The 26,961-nt window shown below is 52.9% G+C and carries 26 protein-coding genes; 2 read left to right on the top strand and 24 right to left on the bottom strand.

Features of this window, described 5'->3' with window-relative positions:
• Window positions 1–438 precede the first annotated feature (438 nt).
• The 15 genes from Q2J34_RS00455 to Q2J34_RS00385 all read right to left on the bottom strand — a co-directional run bounded on the left by Q2J34_RS00455 (window position 439) and on the right by Q2J34_RS00385 (window position 17,277).
• Window positions 439–1,479, bottom strand: coding sequence for an IS3 family transposase (locus Q2J34_RS00455; protein WP_300968996.1), 1,041 nt, complete (start codon window positions 1,477–1,479; stop codon window positions 439–441).
• Complete coding sequence (locus tag Q2J34_RS00450; RefSeq protein ID WP_300968995.1) at window positions 1,476–1,856, bottom strand: transposase; 381 nt, start codon at window positions 1,854–1,856, stop codon at window positions 1,476–1,478. The genes Q2J34_RS00455 and Q2J34_RS00450 overlap by 4 nt, the downstream gene beginning before the upstream one ends.
• Window positions 1,857–2,362: 506 nt before the next feature.
• Complete coding sequence (locus Q2J34_RS00445; RefSeq protein ID WP_300968994.1) at window positions 2,363–4,036, bottom strand: tetratricopeptide repeat protein; 1,674 nt, start codon at window positions 4,034–4,036, stop codon at window positions 2,363–2,365.
• A 70-nt stretch (window positions 4,037–4,106) separates the two neighbouring features.
• Entirely contained in the window at window positions 4,107–5,189 is a 1,083-nt protein-coding gene (locus Q2J34_RS00440) for an alpha/beta hydrolase (protein ID WP_300968993.1), read from the bottom strand.
• 24 nt (window positions 5,190–5,213) lie between these two features.
• Window positions 5,214–6,131 carry a hypothetical protein gene (locus Q2J34_RS00435; RefSeq protein ID WP_300968992.1) on the bottom strand — a complete coding sequence of 306 codons (918 nt, stop codon included), beginning with the start codon at window positions 6,129–6,131 and terminating at the stop codon, window positions 5,214–5,216.
• Window positions 6,132–6,184: 53 nt separating this feature from the next.
• Window positions 6,185–6,682 (bottom strand): hypothetical protein, encoded by a 498-nt coding sequence (locus Q2J34_RS00430; protein WP_300968991.1) that lies wholly within the window; start codon window positions 6,680–6,682, stop codon window positions 6,185–6,187.
• Window positions 6,683–6,694: 12 nt separating this feature from the next.
• Window positions 6,695–7,477, bottom strand: a complete 783-nt coding sequence (locus Q2J34_RS00425; protein WP_300968990.1) for a DUF4846 domain-containing protein — start codon at window positions 7,475–7,477, stop codon at window positions 6,695–6,697.
• 12 nt (window positions 7,478–7,489) lie between these two features.
• Window positions 7,490–8,473, bottom strand: a complete 984-nt coding sequence (locus tag Q2J34_RS00420; RefSeq protein ID WP_300968989.1) for a bile acid:sodium symporter family protein — start codon at window positions 8,471–8,473, stop codon at window positions 7,490–7,492.
• A complete protein-coding gene (gene queG, locus Q2J34_RS00415) occupies window positions 8,470–9,426 on the bottom strand; it encodes a tRNA epoxyqueuosine(34) reductase QueG (protein WP_300968988.1) in 957 nt (318 codons plus the stop codon). Before queG ends, Q2J34_RS00420 begins: the two co-directional genes overlap by 4 nt.
• Window positions 9,423–10,562, bottom strand: coding sequence for a TIGR04133 family radical SAM/SPASM protein (locus tag Q2J34_RS00410; RefSeq protein WP_300968987.1), 1,140 nt, complete (start codon window positions 10,560–10,562; stop codon window positions 9,423–9,425). Before Q2J34_RS00410 ends, queG begins: the two co-directional genes overlap by 4 nt.
• A gap of 22 nt (window positions 10,563–10,584) precedes the next feature.
• Entirely contained in the window at window positions 10,585–10,842 is a 258-nt protein-coding gene (locus Q2J34_RS00405; RefSeq protein ID WP_298888212.1) for a hypothetical protein, read from the bottom strand.
• A gap of 37 nt (window positions 10,843–10,879) precedes the next feature.
• The gene (locus Q2J34_RS00400; protein ID WP_300968986.1) at window positions 10,880–11,329 is read right to left on the bottom strand and encodes a radical SAM-associated putative lipoprotein; all 450 of its coding nucleotides are present in this window, start codon (window positions 11,327–11,329) and stop codon (window positions 10,880–10,882) included.
• Window positions 11,330–11,737: 408 nt separating this feature from the next.
• Complete coding sequence (locus Q2J34_RS00395) at window positions 11,738–14,575, bottom strand: M16 family metallopeptidase (protein ID WP_300968985.1); 2,838 nt, start codon at window positions 14,573–14,575, stop codon at window positions 11,738–11,740.
• A gap of 279 nt (window positions 14,576–14,854) precedes the next feature.
• Entirely contained in the window at window positions 14,855–15,466 is a 612-nt protein-coding gene (locus Q2J34_RS00390; protein WP_300968984.1) for a DUF3575 domain-containing protein, read from the bottom strand.
• Between the two features lie 626 nt (window positions 15,467–16,092).
• Window positions 16,093–17,277, bottom strand: a complete 1,185-nt coding sequence (locus Q2J34_RS00385; protein WP_300968983.1) for a tetratricopeptide repeat protein — start codon at window positions 17,275–17,277, stop codon at window positions 16,093–16,095.
• Window positions 17,278–17,397: 120 nt separating this feature from the next.
• On the opposite strand from Q2J34_RS00385, the gene Q2J34_RS00380 reads away from it, so the two are divergent.
• Window positions 17,398–18,033, top strand: coding sequence for a hypothetical protein (locus Q2J34_RS00380; protein WP_300968982.1), 636 nt, complete (start codon window positions 17,398–17,400; stop codon window positions 18,031–18,033).
• Here Q2J34_RS00380 and Q2J34_RS00375 read toward each other — a convergent pair.
• The 3 genes from Q2J34_RS00375 to Q2J34_RS00365 all read right to left on the bottom strand — a co-directional run bounded on the left by Q2J34_RS00375 (window position 18,030) and on the right by Q2J34_RS00365 (window position 19,644).
• Entirely contained in the window at window positions 18,030–18,677 is a 648-nt protein-coding gene (locus tag Q2J34_RS00375; RefSeq protein WP_300968981.1) for an O-methyltransferase, read from the bottom strand. The genes Q2J34_RS00380 and Q2J34_RS00375 overlap by 4 nt on opposite strands.
• A gap of 20 nt (window positions 18,678–18,697) precedes the next feature.
• Window positions 18,698–19,177 (bottom strand): type II 3-dehydroquinate dehydratase, encoded by a 480-nt coding sequence (locus Q2J34_RS00370; protein ID WP_300968980.1) that lies wholly within the window; start codon window positions 19,175–19,177, stop codon window positions 18,698–18,700.
• A gap of 212 nt (window positions 19,178–19,389) precedes the next feature.
• Entirely contained in the window at window positions 19,390–19,644 is a 255-nt protein-coding gene (locus Q2J34_RS00365; protein ID WP_296953370.1) for a DUF5053 domain-containing protein, read from the bottom strand.
• A 133-nt stretch (window positions 19,645–19,777) separates the two neighbouring features.
• Between Q2J34_RS00365 and xerA the strand changes: the two genes are divergently transcribed.
• Window positions 19,778–20,707: a site-specific tyrosine recombinase/integron integrase gene (xerA, locus tag Q2J34_RS00360; protein WP_298888197.1), complete on the top strand. Its 930-nt coding sequence runs from the start codon at window positions 19,778–19,780 to the stop codon at window positions 20,705–20,707.
• 84 nt (window positions 20,708–20,791) lie between these two features.
• Here xerA and Q2J34_RS00355 read toward each other — a convergent pair whose 3' ends face one another.
• From Q2J34_RS00355 to Q2J34_RS00330, 6 genes are all read right to left on the bottom strand, one after another.
• Complete coding sequence (locus Q2J34_RS00355) at window positions 20,792–21,346, bottom strand: porin family protein (protein ID WP_300968979.1); 555 nt, start codon at window positions 21,344–21,346, stop codon at window positions 20,792–20,794.
• 32 nt (window positions 21,347–21,378) lie between these two features.
• Window positions 21,379–23,181, bottom strand: a complete 1,803-nt coding sequence (gene typA, locus Q2J34_RS00350) for a translational GTPase TypA (protein ID WP_300968978.1) — start codon at window positions 23,179–23,181, stop codon at window positions 21,379–21,381.
• A 379-nt stretch (window positions 23,182–23,560) separates the two neighbouring features.
• Window positions 23,561–24,067, bottom strand: a complete 507-nt coding sequence (gene ribH, locus Q2J34_RS00345; RefSeq protein ID WP_297114775.1) for a 6,7-dimethyl-8-ribityllumazine synthase — start codon at window positions 24,065–24,067, stop codon at window positions 23,561–23,563.
• 141 nt (window positions 24,068–24,208) lie between these two features.
• Window positions 24,209–24,898 (bottom strand): tetratricopeptide repeat protein, encoded by a 690-nt coding sequence (locus Q2J34_RS00340; protein ID WP_300968977.1) that lies wholly within the window; start codon window positions 24,896–24,898, stop codon window positions 24,209–24,211.
• Window positions 24,899–25,009: 111 nt separating this feature from the next.
• Window positions 25,010–25,885, bottom strand: coding sequence for a carbon-nitrogen hydrolase (locus Q2J34_RS00335; RefSeq protein WP_300968976.1), 876 nt, complete (start codon window positions 25,883–25,885; stop codon window positions 25,010–25,012).
• A complete protein-coding gene (locus tag Q2J34_RS00330; RefSeq protein WP_300968975.1) occupies window positions 25,882–26,952 on the bottom strand; it encodes an agmatine deiminase family protein in 1,071 nt (356 codons plus the stop codon). The genes Q2J34_RS00335 and Q2J34_RS00330 overlap by 4 nt, the downstream gene beginning before the upstream one ends.
• Window positions 26,953–26,961: the final 9 nt, after the last annotated feature.

Below are 26,961 nucleotides of genomic sequence, written 5' to 3'. Positions count from 1 at the left end.
GAAGCCACAACGCCTCACTAGACTCTTTGACAGGGCTGACGCATTATATATAATGAGCTCATCGACCTCTCTACTCCTCGTTTGTCGCTAATGTGTAGCTGTTAGCTATTGGCTGTTAGCTGTTAGCTAGTAGTGCTAGTGCTCTTGGCTGGGCAAATTTGACGCTGGATTGCTACAATAATTTAGAACTGACTACATATCGAAACGGTGCCGTGTCGGGGAAAAGTGATTTCCACGTGGATATTTCGAAATTCCCACGTGGAGAATAAAAAATTCTTCGGAGGAATCAAATGAAACTTCGGAGGAATGAAATGAAACTTCGGAAGAAATGTGTCCTCTTCCTGAAAAAAGTACACAGTTGGGAAGGTATTACTGAGATGGTACTCGGGTCATTTTTGTTAGTCCTGTGAGTGTACTCATTTGTTAGTTTTGCTCCTGCTAGGGTACACGACTTGTGGTCGTTTTTACTGCGGAGGTACACAAAGATAGGTCTTTGTGTGGAGTTAAGCGGCATGAGCTCGGAGATTTGAGGCTCGGAGCTTTTGGTGAATTGTTCTTAGATGTCTGTTTCTTAGAGGGTTGTGTGGTTATAGGGTTGGGGTAATCTGGTATGAGCATCTGCATCGGAGTCTTCTTGTTGATGGCTCGATGAGGACGCGCTGTGTTATAGAGAGCAATCGTTTGCGAGAGGATCTCTCGAACTTGATCTATGGGCTTATCCTCGAAGTTGTAGAGCCAGTCGTTCTTGATGATCCCGTTAAGTCGCTCTGCCATAGCGTTGTGGAGAGGGTTGCCTGTCTGGGTGACACTGGTTACGATGCCTAGGCTGGCCTCGTAGTCGGTCATCTGCTTGGAGACATATTGACAGCCTCGGTCGCTATGGAAGATGAGCCCTTTGAGGTCAAAGCCATGCTTCTGGTAGAAGTCAACGGTCTGTCTTAGTGCGTTGTAGGGGCCCTCTGTGGAGAGCGTGGGCTGCAGGTCAAAGCCGGTGATGATGCGGCTATAAGCGTCCATCGTCAGGGAGAGATATGCGAAGCCCCCTAAACATTTGACGTAGGTTATGTCTGAGACGGTGAGCCGGCAATGGTCAGTGGCAATGTATTTAGGGGTGGTGTTCAGGTGATCTTGGAAGCCGTGATTGACCACGCCTTTGGTCGTCTGGGGTGGACGCTTGCGCTTGCGACTTCTCAGCAGCATATCGTTGGCTCCTAAGACTTTGTACAGCCAGTCGCGACCTACTTGGAAGGTTCCTTCGAAGTATTCGTTGGCACACTGCTGAAGGGTGTCTACGCCTGCCCTGTGGAGCTTACTTCGCACATACTGGCAATAGTGTAGGACGGAGGCTACTTTGACATCTTCGTCTTGCTCGGTGAAGGTGTGCTTGTAGTAGCCTTTGCGGCTGACTTCTAGTAGCTGACAAAGGTAGGTTATGGAGAGCTTTTGATCTCTCACTTTGGCGTGTTCAAGCTGTCTCACGGCTGCAAATCGGTCTTTTTTTTTAGATCAATGTGGTAGCGATTCAAGACCACTTCGAGTAGTGTCTTGTTGACTAATGCCTTGCTCTCAGCCTGGAAGAGGGCTGCTTTGAGGCGAGCGTTTTCGCGCTTGAGTTCTGCGTACTCTGGATCTACGTCTTTGTTCTTGTTTGTCTTGCTCATAGTGCTACTGCTGCTTTGGTTGGGTAACTCTACTCCAAAGGTACGCAACCAATTTCGAATGGTGCGTGTGGTAATGCCGTAGCGCTGGCTGGTCGTGGCGATGCTCTCGCCAGTGGCTAGGAGGTCATCAATGACTCTCCACTTGAAATCTAGGGGATATCCCTTTCGTCCTCGGTTACTTTTTTCTTCTTTCATAGTTGTTGGGGTTGGCTTCCCAACTGTGTACTATTTCAGGAGAGGACAATGAATCGCGCCCACGTGGAAAAAGAAAAATATCCACGTGGAGATTTGAGATTTCCCACGTGGATATTCGAGAAAGTGGGAAATCGGACGAATTTCCCTGTAAAGATATGTTATTAGAGATTAGAGGTTAGAGGTTAGAGATCGGAGGATACCCTCCCTACAGGATTCAGTCACGGTTAGTATCGTGTCATAGTGCGTCCCTCTCCCTCCATCCCCACGTCGTCCTGTTTTCGTCCTCGTCATCCCCACATCGTCCTGTAGGGACGCACGATCTGTGCGTCCGTTGTGTCAAAAGTTACAGCATCGTGGTTTTAACGGGGACGGACGCTCAGATCGAGCGTCCCTACAAATCATTACACGTCACGGCGTCCGTTGTGTCAAAGCGATACGTGTAACCGATGACGTGTAACGATGATACGAGTAACCCTTTGTAGGGATCGGGTGCGTATATGGGAAGCTTATTGGGGCATCTTGTAGCCGAGCTTCTCCTTGTACTGCTGCACGAGTGCTTTGTACTGCGGGGTGTCTCGTAGGGCGGCAAGGTCGTCGTCCTGCTCGATGAATGAAAAGCTGTTGTATCCCTTTTCGAAGGCGATGCGTAGGTTGTCCAGTGCTTGCTCTGTATTGCCCATTCGACCATAGACCCCTGAGATGCTGTAGTAGAGGTCGGCATCGTCTGGGTCCTCCTCAATACACTTAGCGATGGCCGCGATGGCCTGCTCCTGCTCGCCTAGAGACTGGTAAGCGTAAGCCATAGTTATGTCTGTCGCATCGTGCTCCTGTAGGATATCTATCACCTTGCGATAGTCGGCCGTGGCGGTGTCCTTGTGTCCCAATGCTGTGTAGCGATCTGCTCGCTTGAGGTAAGCCCATAAGAATGTGTCGCTTAGCTCGATCGCCTTGGAGTAGTCATCGATGGCCCCCTGGAGGTCCTGGAGCTTACTCTTGATCTGAGCACGCTGATAGTAGCCATCAAGGTCGTCAGGTACAAGGGAGACATATTTATTCGACTCTGCGAGAGCTCTTCGGAAATTGCCATCCTCAAAGAGCATCTGAGCCTTGCTGTAAATGTAGGTTTGGTCCGTAGGGTCTAGCGAGATAGCTTCGTCGATATACTTGAGTGCCGAGCTGTAGTCGCCTATCATCTGATAGGCAGTCGCTATGTGGCTGGCTACGAAATCGGTTAGTTCTTGTCTCTCTGTGACTTGCAGGTAGTACTCCAGCGCACCTTTGTCATCTCCGATGTTTTGATGTGCCAAACCGATAAGGAAGAGGTACTCTCCCGTTTTGCTCACGGACTCTACAGCCTTGAGCTTAGCTTCGAGAGTAGGCATTGCCTGAGCTGCGATGATATTGAGGAGGGTATAGGTGTCTTCGTTTGCAAGGCTGTTTGCAATGGTATAGATAATGTCATCCATCGCCTCATTGTAGTGCTCTAGTTTGATGTATACATTAGCTCTCAGATAGTAGAGAATGCTTTCGTCTGGGGCAACCTTGATAGCTTCGTTCAGGTTCTGTATGGCATCCTCCAGCCTCTCTTGTAGCATCGCAATCACGGCCAATCCGATATAGCCCGTTGGGTTCTTAGGATCGAGTGAAGCGACCTTACGCATATCCACCTCTGCGAGGTCGTACTGCTCCATAGCGCCATAGAGATTTCCACGCTTTAAGTATAGATCAGGCGTGTCGGGAGCATCCTTGATAGCTGAGTGCAGGTCCATAAGTGCCTTGACACCATCATCAAGGTCGGAGTAGATGTCTGAGCGGAGGCTGTAGACCATAGCTCTACGTGCGGGCTTCGCCTGTAGGAGTGTGATCGCCTTGGTGGCAGCCTCTAGAGCTTGCTCGGGCTTGCGCTGCATACGGTAAATGGTGGCGACGTAAGCCCAAGCGACACCATTGTTTGGCTCGCTCTGGAGTGCTTTCTGGACGTGCTCGAGGAACGCTGCCTGATCCTCAGGTTCAGACATGATGATCCCTAGGGTATCCTGGAGGTCGGGTGAGAATGTGTCAAAGGTTCGCTCCAAGGTGGGCAAGTCTTGTGCAGAGAGAGCTGTCGTGTCCTGCTCCTGAGCGGACAGCATAGTGGCTAAGCAGACAAGGCTTAGCAGTAGAGCCATGATTCGCTTCATCGTATTGAGTAAGTTGCTGGTTTGTTGTTACAAATGTAGCTATTTCTTTTGAGAGGATAAGCTCTGGCAGCTAGGATAGCTCTAGCTCTTTGTTGAGTAAGGCAACGATCGCCTTGCGGTTGTGCAGGAGCGTGTAGTGCGTGTCTGCAGCGTCCCAGTAGAGTGCCGTCTGCATGCCATTGGCACGCATTCGCTTAGCTAGAGCGGGCTGGTTGGCAGCGGTCTCATCTTTGCCCCCACCGATTAGTATGATCTTGGCACCGATGCGCTTCGTCTGACTAGGCTGACAGGAGATGTAGGTGATGCTCTTGAAGCGCTTACCGTAGTTGCGATAGGCGATGTCGCTGGCGGTGAAGCCGTTGGAGAGTCCCATGAGGTGCAACTGGCTGCGGTCTATATGGTAGCCCCGCTCCTCGAGGAAGGGGATCTGACGGTCAAAGATCCCAGCGATGTCGCTCGGACTGAAGAAGCCCGTGAGGTCGTGCGAGGGGATGGCTAGGACGACGCAGTTGTCCAGCTGACTGAGTATGCTGGTGTAGAGCTTCCAGTTGCCCAGCCCTCCATGGCAAAAGACAACGAGCGGATAGCTCTTGTCGCGTTGATACTGCTTAGGACGAATCAGATAGACCGCCTGATGAGGGGCTGCAAAGCTATTGAAAAACTGGGAGCAGACACCCGACATGGGGTTGGAGGTGGACCATCTCAAGCTCCTTATGGGACGTGTAAAGCAACGATTGCCACAGGAACGGTACTCATCTTTGTACTGATTGATGAGGCTCTTGGAGAGCGACGACATAGCCTCCCGCGGTAAGATGGCTGCTACGCGTAGTCCCCAGCTCATAGCCTCCTCCTCGGGGACGATCGTATTGGCTAGGTACTGGTAGAGTGGTGGCGTGGTAGCATGCCCCTCGCTGTCTTGGTAGATGAGCTGGATACGATCGGAGGAGTTCGTGCGGTAGCGGGGCATAGCGATAAAGAGTGTGACCACCATTAGCGCGATCATGATGCGGTTAGCATGACGGTAGGGGATCTTGCTCAGGAGCTCTTTGCGCCAGAGGAGTAGGGCGAGCCATAGGAAGAGTAGCTTGTAGAACCAAGTTGCTGACAGGACGAGGAGTAAGAGGAGCAGGGCCGTGAGGATCTTCTTTTTCATAGGGATGTATCTGATGAAAGGGGCTTAGCAATTGTCTTGAGAGCTTGTCCTGTGGTCCTGCTGCGAACTCTTTTCGCCAGCTTGTGTAGCGGTAAGCTTGCCTGCTAGGAGTAGGTAGAGTAGGGCGTTGAGAGCGAGGTCGACCACAAAGAGTATGACGAAGATTATGATATTGACCATCACATAGGAGCTACCAAAGAGGGCGCCGATGTGGTTGAGGTCTTGGACACAGAGGTCGAAAGCGCTCTCCAAGGGCATCCAGTAGTGGCCGAAAAAGAGTGAGATGATGACGAGGTGTAGGAGCGCATTGCCCCCGCTGAGGAGCCACTTCCACGGGGCTTGCTTCGTACGTATACAGAGGAGGAGCGGCGCTAGAGCTGCGAGTAGGCAGATGGCGCCCTGCATGTAGATATTGCCGATGACGCAAAACTCCTGATAGGTCAAGCCGAGCAACCAAGCAAAGTAAGCCATCACCCCACAGCACTCAAGGAAGAAGCACCCCACCAAGCTACTGCCGAACGAGTCCATCTCAGGGGCTAGCTGCCCTAGATCGCCTATCATCATACTGACTGGGATGCTCAGGATGGCCAAAAGGAGGATGATACCCCCTACGATGATGATGCCCGCCCGTCGGTACCTCCTGATGATGCGCCCCATGAGGAGATTGACGGGAATCAGCCCTGCGGTGACCCCAGTGAGTAGCAAGATGAAAAGGTCAAACCCAATCCCCGTCTTGGCAACCATATCACTATACGTTGCGTTGACAGTACTGCCACCAAAGACCCGCAACACGGTGCCATACAGGAGAAAGAGCGCATAGAGCGCCATCGCCATAAAGAGCGCCAAGGCAGGCTCGCTAAAGGAGTGCTTCAGTCGCTCCCAGGCTCTATAGCACGGGTAGAGGGCTGAGAGGCTACAGAGGAGTAGAGATATGAGTAGCATAAGGTATGTGGTGTGGGGCTATGGCAATGTTTATGTTGCTCTCTCCAAAAGGATCACAAGATGAGGTAGATGGCAACGGCAACGGGGAGGTGCCCCTCGATGGTGTAGCGGACTCGGGAGTCGTAGTCGTACCGCTTGTCGCCGCTGTAGATGCGGGGACCGTCCCAGGTGGCGATGACTCGTGAGTCGTAGTCGTATCGCTTGTCGCCACTGTAGATGCGGGTGCCGTCCCAGGTGGCGATGACTCGTGAATTGTAGTCGTATCGCTTGTCCCCGCTGTAGAGTCGGGTTCCGTCCCACGTGGCGATGACCCGTGAGTCGTAGTCGTATCGCTTATCCCCGCTGTAGAGTCGGGTTCCGTCCCACGTGGCGATGACTCGTGAATTGTAATCGTATCGCTTGTCTCCGCTGTAGAGGCAGGTGCCGTCCCACGTGGCGATGACCTGTGAGTCGTAGTCGTACCGCTTATCTCCGCTATAAATATAGGTTTGAGCTGAGAGGGTGAGGAGGCTGCTGAGGAGTAGGGTGAGGAGTAAGAGGGCTCGTCTCATATTATTATGGAGTTAGTAATGTCTGAGCTCGTATTTGTTAAAGCGGAAGACTGAGATCTGTATCGCTTCGTCTCCCTCATTGAGTATAAACCACGGGTTATGCAGTGGGTTGGGATTGCGCACGAGGTGCTTCTCACGAGCGGGGGTATTGCCCTCTATGCACATGATCGCCACTTTGCCCGATCTGCTCCGTGCCACATCGACCACCATAACGGCATGACCGTACTTGCGCCCTGGCCGTGCCGGGTAGACGAGCACATCGCCTGGCATCACATCTTGTATAGCACGGGGCTTGGTCTCCTGATAGAGCGAGAAGGTACTGCAAGCGCCATAGACGCCTCGCATATACCGCTCGAAGGCACTACGAGACGCTCCGCCAGAGTAGCGCATCGTCTTGCCATGGACATTGCGAAAGCTGATCTCTCGGTAGCGTCCCTTCTGCCAAAGGTACTCAGCCCGCAGACGCATAGTCACATCGGCACACTGCTCATCATTGCTGAGTATGTCCTGGTCGATCACCGCTGTGGAGAGAAACTGCAAGCGTGCATCGCCTCCCGTGTATAGCTGCACCCTAGCACCCCAAGGCTTCAAGGGTAGAGCGCGTAGATAAGCCGTGTAGCTCCCTGCGGGAGCCTCCACACGGCTGTAGCCTGCGGGGGTGGCTATGTCGCCAATAGTCTGAGCGCCCCACGGATTGCTCGTGCGCATAGAGCGCCATAGCCATAGTCCGCAGAGCAGCATCACCAGAGCCATAGCCCCGATGACCAGTAGCACCGTCTTCTTTCGTCTAGTCATAAGGAGGGGCCTCTAATCGTTTTGTTTAGACTTTCGCTTATGGGAGGGCTTTTGGTTGGAGCGCTGCGTGGCGCGGTGTATCTGGTAGGCGTTGAGGAGGTTTTGCCAGATGGAGTAGGCGGCCATAGCGACGGAGGAGAGCGGGTTGAGGTAGCTCTGCGCTAGCCAGATGGCGATGGTTGAGTTTTTCTGTCCTAAGCTCTGCCCGAGGGTGATGCTCTCGCCGAGGATTCGCTTGCTGAGCCACTTGCCGAGGGCAAACTGAACGATGCAGGCGATCAGCCCCATGACGCCTAGCAGGATCATCGTAGGGATCATCTCTCGTGGCTCCTCAGCAATGAAGTGCACCGTATTGGCCATGATGAGTGAGAGGCAGAGGAGCCAGACCCAAAAGCTGGCTGAGGGGATCTTCGTGAGTACCCGATAGACGGGTTTGACGCCGTAGCGGACGGCCCAAGCGACGAGTAGGGGCAGCGTGATGACGGGTAGCACGCGGTAGAAGATCTGCACAAAGGTGGCTCCGTAGTCCATCGCACTACTGCCGAAGAAGCCTAGCAGGAGCGGCGCTAAGGCGATGACCCCCACACTGGTGAGCAGGACGTAGGTGGTGCCTAGGGCTACATTGCCCCCGAGGAAGCCGATGACCACGGGTGACGCGGAGGCTGCGGGGCAGAAGAAGCAGATCATGAGTCCCTCGGCGAGGAGCGTGCTCTCGGAGATGCCCGAGTAGCGCACCAGTAGGTAGCCGCCCACAGCTAGCACGATCTGTATGAGCTGTAGGAGGAAGTGGATGGGTCGTATGCGCAGGTCTCTAGGGGTGAGCTTGAGAAAGCTAAAGAAGAGCATCAGCATCAGCATATAGGGGATGGCGGGACTCAGCGTGGAGAGCGGGCGATAGCCAACGATGCCGATGAGTATGGAGAGGGGGAGACCGTAGTCTTTCAGTCGGCGCATGAAGCGTCCTCGTAGGTCTGCTATATTATAGTGTCTTGTCATAGGGAAGTGGTATGGTTGGCTAAGACCGCCTGGGCATTGCGGAGGAGGTCTTCGTAGGCGCATCGTCGCATCGAGGAGCCTATCGTTAAGGTTTCGTAGAGCTGTGGTGTAAAGTTTGCCAGCTGCTCATAAGTTAGCTGGGCAATGGCGGGGCGGATCATAAAGTCTGGTTCGTCGTGTGGTGCGCAGTGCGCATTGTGCGGACAGACCGTTTGGCAGACGTCACAGCCGAAGAGTCTATTACCTAGACGCTCAGCAACGCCTTCGGGCCACGCCCCCCGATGCTCGATCGTTAGGTAGCTCAGGCAGCGATCGGCGAGGAAAGTGCCGTCGACCTGCAAAGCTCCTCCAGGACAATGGTCGATACATCTCCGACAGCGACCACAGTAGCTACGATCTATCGCTGCGCCGTACTCTAGCGGTAGGGATACAACGAGGAAGCCATAGATAAAGAATGTGCCTAGACGAGGTATGATCATCATCTTCGAGCGGCCCTGATAGGCTAGTCCGCTCTGCATGATCCAGTAACGCTCCAGTAGCGGAGCCGTGTCGCAGCAGACACGCCCCGTGGCACTTGAGTCCACCTCTGACTGGATGAATGCGAGGAGACGCTCGAGCTTTTTGCGCACCACCTTGTGGTAGTCGCGTCCGTAAGCGTAGTAAGCTACTTGGGGTGCCGATAGTGGCTGCTTGACAGGCGGGTAATAGCTCTGCGCCACGACGATGATCGACTTAGCTTCGGGGAGTAATTTGCGTGGATCCGACCGCACATCATCGTAACGCTGTAGGTAGTCTAGGCCAGCGTAAGCTTCTCCCGTGATGGTCTGCTGGTAAGCCTGCCACACCTCTGATGGAACGGCCCCAGCTGGGGCTAAGCCTACGGCACTCAAGCGTAGCTCATCGTGTGCATAGTGCACGATCAGCTCCGTAGGCGACAGCGACTGATGGGTCATCTTGCTCTAGAGGCATGTAGTGCCTCGGCCCCGGCTTCAAGACGCTGGAGGTGGCAGACGAGGAGCTTGCCCTCATCGTCTCGTAGGTGCATACCATTGCCCAGACAGTACTTCCAGCTCTTGCAGTCGGCACAGGGACCTGTCTTAGCCCACGAGCGATCACGATAACTCTCGAAGCGCTCCTCCCACACCTGCCACAGGTCGTCGTGATGCACGTTGCCCTGCTTGTGGTCAAAGCGAATACTCGGGCAGGCGCTGATAGAGCCGTCGCATAGGATAGAGGCTATGTTTACGCCTGCACGACATTGGTAAAACTGCTGACGCGTACGCCCCTCGAAGGCGCCTAGATAGCCCTCGCAACCATACTGCGCCTCGATCTCTCCCGCCTCGTTCGTCTCGATGATGAACTGCATCATCTGGTAGTACTGACTGTCGGAGAGCTGGAGCTGCTTATTCTCCGCAGCACGCCCCACGGGGAAGATCGAGAAGAGTCGCCATCGCTTCACACCCGCATCGACCAGTTGCTGACGAAAGGCGGGGAGCGTGTCAAAGTTCATCGGATTGACACAGGTCACCACGTCCCAGACCAAGTCTTCGGCCTGTGTGAGTAGTTGTATCGCCCGCCAAGCTCGCTCGTAGCTGAGCGGATGTCCACGCAGAGCGTTGTGTGCCTCGGCAAAGCCATCGAGGCTCACCGTCGCTGTGTGTAGTCCGGCACGGCGCAAGCTATCCAAGCGCTGTGCGTCGAGTAGCATCCCATTGGTCACGATGCCCCAAGGGTAGCCACGACGGTAGAGCGCTAGCCCCGCCTCCTCGATGTCTTTCCGCACGAGTGCCTCGCCACCCGTGAAGATGACTAGTAGCTTGTTGGGATCGACGTGAGGTGTCAGCCCATCAATGATCTGTATGAAGTCAGCGACCGATAGTTCGTCGACACCACTCTCCACACGGCAGTCGCTGCCGCAGTGCCCGCAGTGCAGGTTGCAGCGCAGCGTGCACTCCCAGAAGAGCGTCGTCATCGGATGCCGGCGCACATTCTCCGCCTGCAAGATACGATGCAGGTCTAGTGCGATGCGCTGCTTGAATGCTGGACGTAAGAGCGTCTGCCCGACGGACTTATGCTTGCTCAGTTTCATTGACGGGATCACAAGGTATGACTTACTCCTGCTCCTCAGGGATCACTATCTGCTTGGGCTCGAAAGTTGTCGTAGGCGTGCCATACATCACCATGCCCATGCCGTCTGGTCTAGGCCTGGGCTTGACGAGCGTAGTCGTGTCGGGCTGCTCCGCCTTGTCGCCTTCGCTCGTCCTATGCGTTGTGCGCGTCTTACAGCTGGAGAAGCCTAAGCAACCGATCAGTGCGAGTAGCGTGCCAACGATTAGGTTCGAAAAGATATTTGAGAGAGTTCGCTTCATATTATAATAGGAGTGACAGGTAAGTGGTCTGTCCCGACTACTTACGCTCCACTTGGATCTCTATCTCCTTCTTGACCTTACCATTGTTCCACCTTTTAGAGCCTTTGCTGACGAAGTCGCTCTCCTTGACCTCTACGGTGACCTGCTTGTCTGCAACGACGCCATTCTTCTCGCCATCGATGTCCTTCACCTCTAGGACTACCTGATGATCTCTGTGAAAGCCTGTGTAGCTCCCATCTAGCTCAGCATTGCCCTGAGCATCGGTGAGTTCCTTTTCGACTCCATGGCTGTTGCGTAGGTCTACTTGAAGTCCCTCGACAGGCTTAGCGTCTTGGTCGGTGACATGCACCTTAAACTCATAATCGACCGTAGGCGTGCCGTACTCAGCCATACCGACATCATCACAGCTAGCGAATCCCAGCCATCCAAGTAGGAGAGAAGCTCCAGCGGATAGGAGCGAGCGTACGGATAGATAAACTCTTTTCATAGTGTGATCACTTTGATACTACAGCAAATGTAATACAAAAAGATGAGACTGCCACGACTTCACGCGCATAGCCAGCAGCCCCCTTCGTAAGAAGGACTAGAATCGATGATGTCAGTGACCATAAAAAAGGGGCTGTCAGTACGACAGCCCCTTCTCATTAACCTTAAAATCTAACACCATGAAAAACACGATGCAAAGGTAAGACTTATTCTTCATATATGCAATACTCTATCGTAATCGAGACGAAACAATTTTGTTATACCAGTCTATCTAGAGCTTGCCAAGCATAGTGAGAGCGAGCAACTCAGAGGATCACCTCTAGAGTTACTCGCTCTCGCAGTTAGTCTGTTAGCTGCTTACAGAGCCATGTCGCACATGCGATAGGTCCTGTATAGCTGCTAGGATTATTTACTTAGCGCCCTCAGCGTGACGTATGATCACCTCGATGTGGTTGTCCTGCTTGAGGAGCTCCTGAGCGATCTTCTGTACGTCTGCAGGCGTGATGCCGTTGAGCGTCTTCTCGTAGTCGGTCTGGAAGTCACGACCATCGAAGAAGAAGTCGATCATGTAGTTGAGCCAGTAGCCGTTCTTCTTAAGGTTCTCAGCATAGTCCTTCTTCATGTTGAGGATAGTCTTGTCAAACATCTCCTTCTCGGGACCATTCTTAGCCACCTTGTCGAGCTCAGCGTAGATGATCTTGTTGAGCTTGTCTACCTTCTCAGGATCTGTCTGGTAGAAGATCTGGAAGACAGTCTCGCCCTCTGGATTGTCGCTGATAGAGCCTCCCGAGCTAACACCATAGGTGCCACCCTCGTCCTCACGTACCGTAGCCGTGTAGACCTGATCCATGACAGCACCAAGCACCTCCATGGCTAGATTGTTGTGGAGTGTGTAGGGAAGCTTGCCTGTGTAGGCTGCTATGACCATAGCCATAGGAGTAGCTAGCTCCTTCTTGAAGTCAATGTGCATCGAAGCCATACGTACTGCGGGTACTAGCTCCTTGTGCATGTCGTGCTTGCGCCCCTTGGTAGGTACAGAGGCTACATACTTCTCTAGGTAAGGAATCAACTGCTCAGGAGTTACATTACCGATGAAGTAGAGCTGTAGGTCTCCTAGATCAGCGATGCGCTCTTTCCAGATCTGCATCACGCGATCGTAGTTGACAGCCTCGATCTCAGCAATAGTAGCGCGTCGCATCTGAGGATCGTTGTTGTAGAGCGCATAGAGGAGAGAGTCCTGGAATGAAACCAATGGATTGGACTCCATGTTCTTGATCTGCTCGATCATGTTGGTGCGCCAGTTGGCAAAAGCATCAGCATCCTGTCTAGGCTGCGTCATGTTTAGGTAGAGAAGCTGGAAGAAAGTCTCCATATCCTCAAGCGTAGACAAACCGCTAAAGAAGGTGCGTGTGCCACGCATAGAGCCAGAAGCTGAGACGCTACGACCTGTCAGTGCCTTAGAGAGGGTGGGATTGTCAAACTTGCCTACACCACCTAGCGAGATGACGCTGCTGAGGTTCTTGATGTTGGGTAGATCCTTAGCGTTCTTGAGGTAAGCGTTGGTGCCACCAGGAGCGACAGCTGTGAGTGAGAGCTGATTCTTCTTGTAGTCGGTCGTCTTGAGATAGACTACCATACCATTGCTCAGTGTGAGGCGAGTGGTGCCAAACTTGAGGTTGTCCTCACGCTTGGTAACCTTGCCAGCCTTGGGAGCCTTCTCCATCAGCTTCATATCAGAGACAGCGTCCTTGATAGGCTCTACGGGTAGCTTGCGGTACTCATTGACCTTAGCGACTAGCTCAGCCTCGGTAGGTAGTACGAGCCCTGCCTTGTCGGGAGCCATGAGCATAAGTACCATGTTCTTGTCACCGATGATAGACTGTACCATCTGGTTGACTACCTCTAGAGGTATGTTAGCAGCGACCTGCTCCATCATAGCCTTCTCCATCTCGATGCCAGGGATGTATCCACCCGTGGTGAAGTAGTCCTTGTACTCGTTAGCGTAAGAGCTATTCTTGCGAGTCTCACGCTCGTTATAGCTATTCTCATAGCCCTTGAGTAGATCCGTGCGAGCACGATCATACTCACCCTGCGTAAAGCCGTACTGGCGTACACGCTCAATCTCTGCCATCAGTGCCTTGAGTGCTGCGTCTAGCTCGCCCTCACGTGCCGTAGCATTAAAGGTTAGAGCATCCTTGGTTTGAGAGAGGAAGTAGTTGCTCAGATAGCCACTCACACTGGTAAAGGCGGGGTTAGGCTTGTGCATGAGATCTGTAAAGCGCTCACCGAGGATGCGGTTTGTGATGCCATATAGGTAGTCCTTCATGACGCCAGCTATGGTGCGGGTCATCTCGACAGGCATAGCATCTGTCTTGAACATAACCATCAGATCGGTGCTGGTAGCCTCCTTGTCCTTTTCGATAGCTACGAGTGGCTCATCATTGTCCTCTACGGGGAAGTAGACACGCTCTGCGGCATTGACTGGTGCAGGTATGTCGGCAAACATCTCCTTGATCTTCTTCTCCACATAGTCTACATCGACATCACCGACCACGATGATAGCCTGTAGGTCGGGGCGATACCACTTGTGGTAGTAGTCGCGTAGCTCGTTGTACTTAAAGCCGTTGACTACGCTCATCAGACCGATAGGCATACGTACACCATAGCGGTTGTTGGGGTAGATCTTGGGGAGTGCCGTATTGAGCATACGCATCTGAGCATTGTCACGCGAGCGCCACTCCTCGGTGATGACGCCACGCTCCTTGTCTATCTCATCGTCGGCTAGTGTGACGAAGCCACTCCAGTCGTGTAGGATGAGTAGGCAGCTGTCGATGAAGCCCTGACGCTCTGTGGGAGCCTCCATGAGGGTGTAGACCGTCTCATCGATACCGGTATAGGCGTTGAGGTTGTAGCCGAAACGCATACCATTTGACTCGAGGTAGCTGATGAGTGTCTTGTCGGGGAAGTTCTTTGTTCCGTTGAAGCACATGTGCTCTAGGAAGTGTGCTAGACCGCGCTGGTTCTCCTCCTCGAGGATAGAGCCGACACGCTGTGCGATGTAAAACTCAGCACGATTCTTTGGTTGCTCATTGTGACGGATGAAGTAAGTCAGCCCGTTGTCGAGCTTGCCCGTACGGACTTGTGGGTCTATGGGTAGTGGTTGACTCATATCCTGAGCAAAGGCTACACGAGGTAGCAACAGGGTCAGGAGGACCACAGTCATAGACAGCATTCGCTTTAGATTCATATCTAGTTGTCTAAAAGTTATTGATGTATTTCTAGTTGTCTGTTCAAAGAGCGTAGGTGTAATACCAGACACACACGCCTTTACTATGTAGACGAGGCTGCCTCGTATATGTTGCAAGAGATCTTTATTTAGACCTAGCCCACACACCCAAATGCAAAGATACTCACTTTTTACAAATACCGCAGAGGGTGAGAAACTTCGGAATACGATATGCGTAGAAAAAAGGAGAGAGGACATCTTTTCTAGATGCCCTCTCTAAAAAAGTTAGTGGGTGGATGACTAGAAGCGGTAGCCCACAGAGATAGCGGGGTAGACGTACATGTCGTCAGCATCATCGCCTTTCACGAGGTTGCGACCTACACGCAGACTGATCTCGCCACTCCAATTGCTGCGAGAGACTAGCTTCCAGCCACCGCCGAGGCCGATGCCCCAAGAGACACCTTGCTTTGTCTCGGTCATCTGCGTACCGCTGTAATCTTTGGTGCTCTCTCTAGTAAACTGATAGTAGTTGATCGCAGTATTTGCCTCGATAAAGAAGCCTGAGTTCAGTCTTGTGGCTGCGAGCTTCTTGCCGCCGAAGTACCAACGTGCGTATGGCATCACCCCAAAAGTGGGAAAGATCGTAGTGCCAAAGTCTCCCGTATGGGCAAAGCAGGCGCTGATGGCAGCTCCGAAGCCTAGGTCTTTCATCTTCGCCGTGGAGCGCTCGTACTCCAATGATATAGCCTTGAAGGCTACGGGTGCTAAGAGGTTGAGGCGCACCTCGTTGAGCGTCTGTGGCAGTGGAGCCTCTGGCTCGCCCTGTACGACGACTACTTGTGCTGAGAGACAGTATCCCGTAGCGAGGATGAGGGCGCAGAGCGCGAAGGCTTTTCTGAGTAAGTTGTTCATAAGGGTACTCATATTTGATAGGTTATACTTGCTTGTAAAGTCAAAGGTAGCGAATAGTTTTCAAATCGTTGTAGATTGGTTAACCCTGGCTGGCAAATTTAACTCCGGATCGTTACAATAATTTATAGCTGACTACATATTGATACGACGCTGTGTCGGGAAAAACTGATTTCCACGTGGATATTTCAAAATCTCCACGTGGAGAATAAAAAATTCTTCGGAGGAATCAAATGAAACTTCGGAAGAATGAAATGAAACTTCGGAAGAATCAAAACGCCCCCACGTGGGGAAGAAAAAATATCCACGTGGAGATTTGAGATTTCCTACGTGGATATTCGATAAAGGAGGGAATCGGACAAATTTCCCTGTAAAGATATGTAATTAGAGATTAGAGGTTAGAGATTAGAAATTAGAAGCTAGAGATTAGAGATCCGATCACTCTGATAGCTCCGAAGGTTCCGATAGCTAACAGCCAATAGCTAACAGCTAACAGCCAATCCAGGGGTGACACATTATAATATATATAGTACCCTCATCTATTCTCTGGCTTGTTGCTATGTGTAGCTCCCGAGAGAGCAATCATAATGCGTCAGCCCTTTCTGGCTGGACCATAACCAGCAGTAGGACTACAGGATGTTGACCCCTCTCTTTTGTAGCTCCTTGTACTTTGGATTGTTTTTCACAACTTGTATGTTTTCACCGATGCAAGGATAGGGATAACCCCACTCCGTAGAGATCTCCCAGAAGTAGCGTGCTAGCTCTACCTGCCTATACTTTATGAGCGAACGAAGCAGGAGATAGAAGTTGCTATCGTTTAAGTCATCGTATTCTTTATAGAAGTTGACTTGATCGGTTAGGATTTGCATCGCTTGTTTCTTATTTCCCAAACCTACGAGAGCAAAGATGCGTGTACGGGGATCACCACTAGATGTGTTTTCCAGTACGGTCTTGTAGTCAGCTTTGGCCTGCGTGCTCTTACCTTGAGCAGCATAGATGTCTCCACGGAGGAGGTAGGCTGAGGGGTCGGGATGGGAGTCTTTAGCCATTGCTCGCTCTACATCAGCGAGTGCGCCAGAGAGGTCTTTGATCTCACTCTTGTAGTAAGCTCGCTTGTAGTAAGCATGAGCGTCGTCCTTGTTTCTATTGGGATGTGCGAAGTAGTTATTGAGCTCTGTGATGGCAGCTCTTGTATCTCCAAAAGCGTGGAGCATCAGCGCCTTGTTGTAGTGATAGCCCGCGAAGGAAGGGTCTGTCTCGATCGCCATATCTGTGTACAATAGAGCGGAGTCTAGACTTCCCAACTCTACGTAGCATATTGCCATCTGCTCAATAGTAGATAGGTAAAAGAAACCACCTTGGGGCACCGCTTTTAGAGCTTTCTGAAAGTAGTGAACAGCTTGCTCACAATCGGCATGACACGAGCTATCGTATAGGGTCGCGAGCAGGAGCACCCACTCGGGGCGTTTGGGCTGCTTGTGTATCTTCTCTTGGAGCTTAGAGATCAATCTTGCGTCATAGTCAGAACGAGTCAACAAAAAACATAGATAGTGATAGAGCGTGTGATCCTTATCGTCACCATATCGGCTTAACCCCTCTATAGCAAGGTCCATCGCCTCATCCCAGTCTCCACCCATACGAAGATCCTCTGCGGCTTGGTGATATGCCTTAGCGGGAGTGGGCGCAAGAGTTAAGATGCTATCTTGGGGCGTGAGAAGTCCTTTGCTCTGGCTTCGCGTGCTGGCCCTCACTAGACCTAAGCTGATCATCACTAGACCTAGCAAGATCACTAGACCGATTCCTAATCGCTTCATAGATTTGATTGATTGTTGTTGATGCTACAAATATAGTTCATTTATGAGAGTGGACACATAGGCTTCTTTCATTATCCTGTTGTATCTTTGTGGTGTAATAACTATAAGTCTACCTATACTATGAAACAAGACGCTACTGCTGCAAAGCAAAACTCGACGAAGAGTTATACTTGGCTTATCTATCTGGCGGCATGGCTCGTCATCGTGCTGATACAGTCCATACTGATCGGGCAGAGTAGCACGATGGCTAAGTCCTTCTTCCAGGCTCCATCACACTATCTCTCTACGTGGCTACTCGACATCTTTCTGATTGCGATCTTCTATCTCAACTACTACTATGTGGCTGGGCACATGATGCGTCGTCGTCACTTCGGTGGCTATATCGCTTTTGTGGTGATCGTGGCGGTGGTCGCGCTCTTTATGCCGATCCTCTGCAAGGCGCTCTTCGGGTGGCGTACGCCTACGCAGGATCTGCCTTTTGTCACGGTCTCTTGGTCGGGTGCTATCGGTGCGGTTACGGTCATCACGATCGGACTTGCGGTGCGTGCCCTCCTAGAGTGGCTCAAGCTCAACAAGCTCACGGCTGAGCAGCGTGAGGAGTTGATCAAGCTTCGCAACGAGGTGACCTCGCATAAGATGCAAGCAAAGAGTGGCAACGCTCAGCCTACAACGGCTGATGCGCCTAAGGCGATGCCTGCACCAGCAGAGTCTGCTGCACAAGAGGCAAAGCCTATCGCTCCGGCTCAGCCTGACTAAGCTGGTAGGATGCGAATGATCGTCAGCCCATCGCGGAGCGGTAGGAGGAGCTGCTCCACGCCGCTGTCCTGAGCGACTAGTTCGTTGAAGTGCTGGATCCCCTCGAGCTGCAGGTCGTGGTGGGTCGTTGGGGCGGTTACTTTACCGTCCCAGAGGGTATTGTCCGCAAGGATAATCGCTCCGGGGCGTAGTTGCTTGCGCAGTAGCTGGTAGTAGTCGGGGTACTGACGTTTGTTGGCATCGATGTAGACGAGGTCGTAATCGTGCTGCGCGAGTAGTGCGGGCATCAGCTCTAGAGCCTGACCATGGTGCACATGAATGCGCTCGGCACAGCCGCTACGTGCTACAAAGGGGGAGAGGAAGTGGATCATCTCGGCATCGCACTCGATGGAGTCGATCTCACCCGCCACCGGCTCTAGTGCCATCGCCATGGCGATCGTTGAGTAGCCACTATAAGCTCCCAGCTCTAGGACACGCTGGGCACCACTGAGCTTAATGAGCATCGAGAGTAGTCCCGCCTGTGTAGCACCACACACCATCCTCGGCTGTAAGAGTCGCACATAAGCAGTGCGTAGCAATTCGTCTAGTAGGGGATGCCCGAAGGAGCTGTGCTGCTGGGCATAAAGCTCTAGCTCTGCGTCCATAGTCTATATAGTATAAGGTGTCAACGGCTCAGCAGAATGGCAGCCCGTACGGCTAAGTCGTAACTGGCTACGCCAAAGCCGGCGATGCTACCACGGCAGTAGGGTGCTATGAGCGAGGTGTGGCGGTAAGACTCACGGGCTAGTGGCTGGGAGATATGCACTTCGATGACTGGTAGTGCGATGGCGCGTATCGCGTCTGCGATAGCTACGGAGGTGTGCGTGTAGCCCCCCGCATTGAGTATGATCGCCTGATAGCCTAGCTCCTGAGCCATGTAGAGGTACTCGATGAGTGCGCCCTCGTAGTGTGAGTAGCGGATGGCAACTGTCGCCTCGGTGGTGTCGTGGGCGAGTTGCTCCAAGTAGGGGACTAACGGCGTCGATCCGTAGATCTCAGCTTCGCGCTGACCCACGTTGACCAGGTTAGGACCATTGAGGATGAGTATGGCTGGCTTGCCCGAGGTCGGGGTAGAGAGAGGTTCGATCAAACTATTTGTAGACATAGTGAACTTGTCGGTTAAGATGCTCTTTAGTGAGCAACAAGTGAGCATCAAAAGCGTACAAACTAGGGACCTTGGGTGTCGCTCACTCTGTTCGCAAAGGTAGTGATTTTGGCTATACAAATAGCCCCCACGGGCTAGTCGGCTAGTGGGGGCTGGTGTGCGCTCTATAGGCTAGAGCGACTTTTGTCAATAAGGGTACGATGAGGTCCCGCCTATATACTTTCGGCTGCTTGTCTAATACGTTCGCTTAGGTCGAGGAGCGCATCTCGCATCTGTGAGGCTTCTTCTTGATTGAAGCCCCCTTGATTGCCGTTTCCGTCAATGCCGTCCATCTTGTGGTAGAACCACGATGAAGATCGGTGGAAGTATGTGTTTGCAAAGTCTCTCCACGAAATCGCTTGTAGTATCCCTTGCATCTTCTTTTTCATATCAGTGATGAGTTCTGGCGTAGTGATTATTGTTTCCATTGTGCTGTAGTGTTTGAAAGGTATTTTTCTTGATACTAGAATGTGCAGAAGTCGAATGCCATTTAGTGAACTTGTCGGTTAAGATGCAAATGGCTAACTTCGTAGCGCAAAGATAGTAAGAAACTCCCTTGCAATGAGTCTAGAACCAAGACAGCAACTGATACAGCGCTACAAAACTTATCTGAGGCTGGAGCAGCACCTCTCGGACAATAGCATCGACTCCTACCTCTACGACGTGGACAAGCTCTACACCTACATAGACGATATGGGGCTGAGTCTGCGGGAGGTAACGCTGCAACATCTCAACAACTTTGCGGCGCATTTGCTAGACTTAGGTATCTCGATGCGTTCGCTGGCGCGTGTGCTGAGCGGGGTTAAGAGTTTCTTTCGCTTCCTAACGCTAGAGGAGGAGATAGAGCATGACCCGACAGATATGCTACAGACCCCGCCCATACATAAGAAGCTCCCTGAGGTGCTCACGCTCGCAGAGATAGACAGCCTCCTCGGAGCTATCGACGAGGATCGTATCGAGGCTTCACGAGACACGGCGATCATAGAGGTCCTCTACAGCTGCGGGCTACGTGTGTCGGAGCTTTGCGGGCTGACCTATTCGGATGTTTTCCTCGACGAAGGCTATCTGCACGTCTGGGGCAAGGGACGCAAAGAGCGACTGGTGCCGATGAGTCCGAAGGCAGTCTCTGACGTGCAGCGCTATCTCAATGATCCCTGTCGCTATAATGCGAAGCCGGAGTATGATCAGTATATCTTCATCTCACGTCGTGGTCAACCGATCTCTCGTATCACGGTCTTCTGTCTGATCCGCACGCTTGCTGAGCTGGCGGGCATACAGAAGGAGATTAGTCCGCACACGCTGCGACATAGCTTTGCCACACACCTACTCGAGGGCGGTGCCGACCTGCACGCTATCCAGCTGATGATGGGACACGAGAGTATAGCGACGACAGAGGTCTACACCCACGTCGATCGCACCGCACTCCGTGCCGACGTCTTGCGCTACCATCCTCGCAATCAGCAGCACCCTACACCGCACGATACCGAGTGACCCTACACAGTTTTAAATGCAAAAGCAGGAGACAGCTCGTGAACCGTCTCCTGCTTTGATTGTGTTATAGCGCTTCGCTAAGACTTAGAAGCGATAGGTAGCGCCGAGTGTGAGGAAGGTTAGTCCATAACCCAACTCACCCATAAGAGCCCAGCGGTCGGAGAGATAATAGCGAGCGCCAAAGTGTGCGCCCCAACCAAAGCCAACTGAAGTGTCCTTGTCCTTGATTGCCATATCAGCCACCTTCATATTATAGTTCCAGCTGATGATATCTACACCGAGCATCAAGCTAAAGTAGGTGTCGAGCTTGTCTACAAACTGATAGTGCAGAGAGCCACGTGGTCCGATGAGTGTCTGGCTCCATACAGACTTGTCGAAGCCTTTGTAGCGATAGACCTCAGAGCCTATGTAACCACCTACACCGATAGAGCCGTTGCCGTCAAAAAGACCACTGACTACGCTGTGGTCAATTCCTAGAGAGACTGGAGGTAGGAGGACACTATAGGTGTCGTTGAAGAGGGTTCCTCCGATACCGAGCCCGAGGTTGGCGGTCGTCGTCCCCTTGCTAAAAGTGGACTGAGCCTGAGCTGCAAAGCCAAGCGTGAGCATGGCGATGATGAGTAGTGCGATTCTTTTCATAGTTTGTTGTGTTTATGAAGTGATTGGATTGATTATGCTTTGTTGGCGCGCTTGCGGTCTAGCTCGTTGAGCAGGATCTTGCGCAGGCGCATAGACTTAGGCGTGACCTCCACATACTCGTCTGCCTTGATATACTCCAGCGCATCCTCTAGGCTGAAGATGACGGGCGGTGCGAGAGCTACCTTGTCATCACTACCGGCAGCACGCATGTTGGTGAGCTTCTTGCTCTTGCAGACGTTGACCGTCAGGTCGTTGTCCTTCGTATGCTCGCCGATTACCTGACCAGCGTAGACCTCCTCTTGGGGAGCGATGAAGAAGCGTCCGCGGCTCTGGAGGTTGTTGAGCGCATAGGCAAAGGCGGTACCGCTCTCACCCGCTATGATGCTACCATTGTTGCGTCGCTCGATGTCGCCACGCCAAGGACCAAACTCCAGGAAGCGGTGTGCCATAACAGCCTCACCAGCCGAAGCGGTTAGGACACTATTGTTGAGTCCGATGATACCACGCGAAGGGATTGTGAAGACGAGGTGTGTACGACCGTTCTTACTCTCCATGGCGGTCATCTCGCCCTTGCGTTGTATGACCATATCGATGATACGGCTACTGGTCTCGTCGGGGAGATTGATCGTGAGCTCTTCGATAGGCTCGCACTGTACGCCGTCGATCTCTTTGATAATGACTTGGGGCTGACCCACCTGTAGCTCGTAACCCTCACGGCGCATCGTCTCGATCAGCACGGAGAGGTGCAGCACGCCACGGCCGAAGACGTTCCACGAGTCTGCTTGGTCGGTCGTCTCGACACGCAGAGCGAGGTTTTTGTCCAGCTCACGCATCAGGCGCTCATGGATGTGGCGGGAGGTGACAAACTTGCCCTCTCGGCCGTAGAAGGGGGAGTTATTGATCGTAAAGAGCATCGACATGGTCGGCTCATCGACGGAGATCGTGTCTAGCGCCTCGGCATGCTCTGGGTCAGCGATGGTGTCTCCAATCTCAAAGTGGTCAAAGCCTACGATGGCGCAAATGTCGCCACTAGACACGGAGTCTGCTTTTGCCTTGCCAATGCCCTCGAAGGTGTAGAGCTCCTTGACCTTCTCTCGATGTGGCTCACGATCTTTGTGGCAGAGGAGCACGGTGTCGCCGTTGTGTATGGTGCCACGATGCACGCGTCCCACGGCAATACGTCCTACGTAGGAGCTGTAGTCCAGCGAGGTGATGAGCATCTGCAGAGGACCGTCTAGCTGTTGTGGTGCGGGGATCTCAGAGATGATCGCATCAAGTAGGGGGGTGATGTCTTCCGTTGGCTTCTCCACGTCACGGCTCATCCAGCCCTGCTTGGCACTACCGAAAAGGGTGACGAAGTCGAGCTGATCATCGGTAGCCTCTAGCGAAGCCATCAGGTCAAAGACCATGTCCTGCACCTCCATGGGGCGGCAGTTGGGCTTGTCTACCTTGTTGATGACGACGATCGGCTTGAGCCCTATGGCGAGGGCTTTCTGCAGTACGAAGCGGGTCTGAGGCATTGGCCCCTCGAAGGCATCTACCAGTAGTAGGCAACCGTCGGCCATGTTGAGCACGCGCTCCACCTCACCGCCGAAGTCGGCGTGTCCTGGGGTGTCGATGACGTTGATCTTGACCCCTTTGTAAGTTATGCTGACATTCTTCGAAACGATCGTGATGCCTCGCTCTCGCTCTAGGTCGTTATTGTCTAGAAAGGTGTCGACCTCTGCAGCCTTGTCCTCTCGAAAGAGCTTAGCTGCGAGGAGCATTTTGTCGACAAGGGTCGTCTTACCGTGGTCGACGTGGGCGATGATAGCGATGTTTCGTAATTCTTGCATGTGTGTGGAGTCGTGTCCTTATTAGTTGGTGCAAAGGTACGAAAAACGACGGGGAGAGATAGAGGTTAGAGTTTAGAAGTTAGAGATTAGAGGTGAGAGGGTTGAGATTAGAGGTTAGATGTTAGAGATTAGAGTTTAGAAGTTGGAGATTGGGACCAGAGTTTGTGGCTTGTTCCTACGTAGGAACCGAAAAGTTCCAACACTGGAACTAAAAAGTTCCTCCCTTGGAACTAAAAAGTTCCAAGAGGGGAACTAGTTTTGGAACTCGTATGTGCTATGGATACAGCGTGATACGAGCGAGTCTCTATGTGCTCTAAAATGAAAAAGTCCCTAGCGCTAGAGATAGCACTAGGGACTTGTCATGATATGTGTTGGGGCGTTACCCTTGTATTGCAGCTCTGATGTCGATCATCTGGAGCGCAGCGATGGCGCACTCGGAGCCTTTGTTGCCTACGGCTCCACCAGAGCGGGCACGAGCCTGCTCGATGTTCTCAACGGTGACGAGCCCGAAGATGACGGGTGCCTTGCCACGTAGGTTGAGCTCGGTAGCTCCCTCGGTGACGCTGTTGCAGATGAGGTCGTAGTGCGAGGTCTCGCCACGTATGACGCAGCCGATGATGATGATAGCATCGTAGGGCTGAGTCGCCTCACTGAGTAGGGTCGCCGTATAGGTGAGCTCGAAGGCACCTGGCACGGAGAAGGTCTCGATCTGCTGACGCTCTAGTCCGCACTCTAAGAGTGTCGTGACAGCTCCGTCGCGGAGGGCGTGGGTGATCTCAGCATTCCACTCCGAGTAAACGACAGCGATGCGATGTACGTCTGCGGTGCGTCTGTGCTGGAGCGTGTAGTGAGCCGGTGTCTGCTGGCTATGGAGTTGTGAGGACATGGGGATTAGACTTTAGATGTTAGAGATTAGAGGTTAGACTTTAGAGGTTAAAAGTTAGAGATTAGACCCTAGAGCCACTAGAAGCACTAGAGCCACTAGTTATCTCTAACCTCTAATCTCTAACTTCTAAACTCTAAAAATCTACTTCTTAAGCTGAGCCTCTACGCGGATGATCGAAGCCTCGATGCTCTCAGACTCAGGCGCTGTGTAGTACTTCTCCTGGATCTCTTTGTAAGCCTTGAGCGCCTCGTCATACTTGCCTAGCTCCTCGTAGACATGGCCTGCCTTGATGAGACAGCTCGGAGAGATGACGGGGTTGTCGGCAGCCTTGGCAGCGTCCATAAAGTACTTAGCAGCCTTGTCATACTGACCTAGCTCTACGTAGCAGTCGCCGATGAGACGGGTGATAGAGGGTGCGACCATCTTCTCCTTAGCCTTGAACTCTTTGAGCTCGCGGATAGCCTCCTCGTACTTGCCCTCGTCGTAGTAGATGATACCAGCGTAAGCGTGAGCCAGCTTGCCAGCGTCAGTGTTGCTGTACTTGTCTGCAATCTCTAGAAGTCCCATAGCTCCAGCTGCGGGAGCGTTGAGCGCAGCACTATCAGCACCTGCCATAAACTGCTCCTCTGCAAGGTATAGCTGTGCTGCTGCCTTGTCGCCACGGGGCTTGACTACCTTGTCTATGTAGAGCCAGATGCCCACACCTAGCACGATGACGCCCAGCACGCACCAGATGATGGTCTTGCTGTACTTCTCAATGAATTGCTCGCTACGAGACACGATCTCCTCTGAGCGGTGAGAGCCTTGTGACCCGGATTCTTTTAATGCCATACTATATCAATTCGTTTTATGTAGTTATCTGTGGAATGAACTATTGCCTGCAAAGTTAGCAGTTTCGGAGGAATAAATCACCTTTTTGCCTTTTTGACCTTCACAAAAGGCTCAATCGATGTAGCGACGAGTGATCTCTCCGTAGCTGTCTATGCGCCGATCACGCAGGTAAGGCCACCAGCGTCGGACTAGCTCAGTGCGCTCGAGATCGAGCTCCACGACGGCGCCAGCCTCCTCTGTCTGGCTTAGATCGCAAAGCATCTCGCCCTGCTGACCTGTGACGAAGCTATGACCCCAAAACTGTATCCCCTCGGTGACGCCTGACGGGTCGGGCTCGTAGCCGACACGATTCACCGCAATGACGGGGAGGTTGTTGGCGACAGCATGACCACGCTGCACCAGTTGCCACGCATCGATCTGTCGCTGCTGCTCTTCGGGCGTGTCGTAGGCGGCGGTGCCGATGGCGGTTGGGTAGATGAGTAGCTCGGCACCCTTGAGCGCCATAAGCCGTGCAGCCTCGGGGTACCACTGATCCCAGCAGATGAGGATGCCGAGGCGACCCACGGAGGTGTCGATCGGCTCGAAGCCTAGGTCGCCTGGGGTGAAGTAAAACTTCTCGTAGTAGGCGGGGTCGTCCGGTATGTGCATCTTGCGATAGCGACCCGCTATGGAGCCGTCACGCTCTAGCACTACGGCGGTGTTGTGGTAGAGGCCCGTGGCGCGCTTCTCAAAGAGTGAGAGGACGATTACCACGCCCAGATCACGCGCTAAGGCGCCGAAGCTTTCGGTCGAGGGGCCAGGTATTGTCTCCGCTTGGTCAAAGAGTGCGACATCTTCTGTCTGGCAGAAGTATAGTCCGTTGTGTAGCTCCTGTAGCACGATTAGCTCGGCCCCTTCGTGGGCTAGCTGGCGGATGCGCTCTTGGAGGCGATGGATATTGTCTACATGGTCAGCACCGTTGTGCTGCTGTATGATTCCTACTTTCATCTTGTTATGGTGTCTAGAAGTGAAGGGTTGAGGAAGCCTTGCGGTATCTGCATGGAGATGCAGTGTAGGCTGCCGTGCTGCTCGACCAGTATGGAGCAGTCGATCGGCACAATCTCGAGGTGAGGCAGTGCTTGCTGGAGGATGCGTTGCGCCTCGCTGTCGGTGCTACGCCCGTATATCGGGAGCAGGAGTGCGCCGTTGACGAGGAGGAAGTTCGCATAGGTGGCTGGTATGAGGCAGTCGGTCTCATAGCGTGAGGGGTAGTCGCCCACGTCGGGCAGAGCGATCAGTCGCAAGTTGGGACGCAGACGAGACAGCTCTTGAAGCTGACGCTCTAGCTCTGCCAAAGCAGCGAAGCTCTGCGCCGTAGGGTCGCTCGGGGAGATATATATAATGGTGTCTGGGTCGACGAAGCGGGCGATCGTGTCTATATGCCCATCGGTGTCGTCGCCTGGTAGGGGAGCGACCTCTAGTGAGCAGTAGTCGGTCAGGCCGAGACATTGTAGCAGTGCCTCATATATATAAGGAGTCTCGCAGAGATGTGGATTGCGGAGCGGGTCCTCTACGCAGGACTTGGTGGTCAAGAGAAGGCCCTCGCCATTGCACTCCAAAGCTCCCCCTTCGAAGGTTAAGCTTGACGCCTCAAAGTAAGCGACATCCAGCGCAAAGAGATCCTTCATCATGAGGCGACGTACCACTAGATTGTCAAGTGCTGAGACAAACTTACCGCCCCATGCGTTGAAGGTGAAGTCAACGAGGACGCGTGCGCCACTAGGACTCTGGAGAGCCAAAGGACCGTAGTCACGGCACCACGTATCATTGGTAGGGCAGGGGACGAGTAGACAGCGCGAGCGTAGCTCCGACGGCAGAGAGGCATACTCCGCTGGATCCTCAGGTACAATTAGCACGACAGGCTCGAAGCGTGTCACCTGCTCGATAATGTTGCAGTAGGTGCGCTGTACCTCGTGTAGGATCGGAGCCCAGTCGCTCTGGCTGTGTGGCCAGGCGAGGAGGATAGCATCTTGTGGCACCCACTCGGGGAGCATCTGTATAGTCTCTTGTGTCATGGGTCTCTC

Source organism: Porphyromonas vaginalis (assembly GCF_958301595.1).
Lineage (GTDB): Bacteria > Bacteroidota > Bacteroidia > Bacteroidales > Porphyromonadaceae > Porphyromonas > Porphyromonas vaginalis.
The sequence above is the reverse complement of the archived record's forward strand: the minus strand, read 5'-3'. Positions and strand labels throughout refer to the sequence as shown.

Bases quoted from the DNA above. Each gene is read 5' to 3' on its own strand.
- Q2J34_RS00355 (WP_300968979.1), bottom strand. From the start codon at position 21,346: ATGAAAAGAATCGCACTACTCATCATCGCCATGCTCACGCTTGGCTTT.
- Q2J34_RS00365 (WP_296953370.1), bottom strand. From the start codon at position 19,644: ATGGAAACAATAATCACTACGCCAGAACTCATCACTGATATGAAAAAG.
- Q2J34_RS00420 (WP_300968989.1), bottom strand. From the start codon at position 8,473: ATGACAAGACACTATAATATAGCAGACCTACGAGGACGCTTCATGCGC.
- Q2J34_RS00390 (WP_300968984.1), bottom strand. From the start codon at position 15,466: ATGAACAACTTACTCAGAAAAGCCTTCGCGCTCTGCGCCCTCATCCTC.
- Q2J34_RS00435 (WP_300968992.1), bottom strand. From the start codon at position 6,131: ATGCTACTCATATCTCTACTCCTCTGTAGCCTCTCAGCCCTCTACCCG.
- Q2J34_RS00370 (WP_300968980.1), bottom strand. From the start codon at position 19,177: ATGTCTACAAATAGTTTGATCGAACCTCTCTCTACCCCGACCTCGGGC.
- Q2J34_RS00395 (WP_300968985.1), bottom strand. From the start codon at position 14,575: ATGAATCTAAAGCGAATGCTGTCTATGACTGTGGTCCTCCTGACCCTG.
- Q2J34_RS00340 (WP_300968977.1), bottom strand. From the start codon at position 24,898: ATGGCATTAAAAGAATCCGGGTCACAAGGCTCTCACCGCTCAGAGGAG.
- queG (WP_300968988.1), bottom strand. From the start codon at position 9,426: ATGACCCATCAGTCGCTGTCGCCTACGGAGCTGATCGTGCACTATGCA.
- Q2J34_RS00445 (WP_300968994.1), bottom strand. From the start codon at position 4,036: ATGAAGCGAATCATGGCTCTACTGCTAAGCCTTGTCTGCTTAGCCACT.
- xerA (WP_298888197.1), top strand. From the start codon at position 19,778: ATGAGTCTAGAACCAAGACAGCAACTGATACAGCGCTACAAAACTTAT.
- Q2J34_RS00405 (WP_298888212.1), bottom strand. From the start codon at position 10,842: ATGAAGCGAACTCTCTCAAATATCTTTTCGAACCTAATCGTTGGCACG.
- Q2J34_RS00400 (WP_300968986.1), bottom strand. From the start codon at position 11,329: ATGAAAAGAGTTTATCTATCCGTACGCTCGCTCCTATCCGCTGGAGCT.
- Q2J34_RS00375 (WP_300968981.1), bottom strand. From the start codon at position 18,677: ATGGACGCAGAGCTAGAGCTTTATGCCCAGCAGCACAGCTCCTTCGGG.
- Q2J34_RS00450 (WP_300968995.1), bottom strand. From the start codon at position 1,856: ATGAAAGAAGAAAAAAGTAACCGAGGACGAAAGGGATATCCCCTAGAT.
- Q2J34_RS00385 (WP_300968983.1), bottom strand. From the start codon at position 17,277: ATGAAGCGATTAGGAATCGGTCTAGTGATCTTGCTAGGTCTAGTGATG.
- Q2J34_RS00335 (WP_300968976.1), bottom strand. From the start codon at position 25,885: ATGAAAGTAGGAATCATACAGCAGCACAACGGTGCTGACCATGTAGAC.
- Q2J34_RS00440 (WP_300968993.1), bottom strand. From the start codon at position 5,189: ATGAAAAAGAAGATCCTCACGGCCCTGCTCCTCTTACTCCTCGTCCTG.
- Q2J34_RS00425 (WP_300968990.1), bottom strand. From the start codon at position 7,477: ATGACTAGACGAAAGAAGACGGTGCTACTGGTCATCGGGGCTATGGCT.
- Q2J34_RS00410 (WP_300968987.1), bottom strand. From the start codon at position 10,562: ATGAAACTGAGCAAGCATAAGTCCGTCGGGCAGACGCTCTTACGTCCA.
- typA (WP_300968978.1), bottom strand. From the start codon at position 23,181: ATGCAAGAATTACGAAACATCGCTATCATCGCCCACGTCGACCACGGT.
- ribH (WP_297114775.1), bottom strand. From the start codon at position 24,067: ATGTCCTCACAACTCCATAGCCAGCAGACACCGGCTCACTACACGCTC.
- Q2J34_RS00380 (WP_300968982.1), top strand. From the start codon at position 17,398: ATGAAACAAGACGCTACTGCTGCAAAGCAAAACTCGACGAAGAGTTAT.
- Q2J34_RS00330 (WP_300968975.1), bottom strand. From the start codon at position 26,952: ATGACACAAGAGACTATACAGATGCTCCCCGAGTGGGTGCCACAAGAT.
- Q2J34_RS00430 (WP_300968991.1), bottom strand. From the start codon at position 6,682: ATGAGACGAGCCCTCTTACTCCTCACCCTACTCCTCAGCAGCCTCCTC.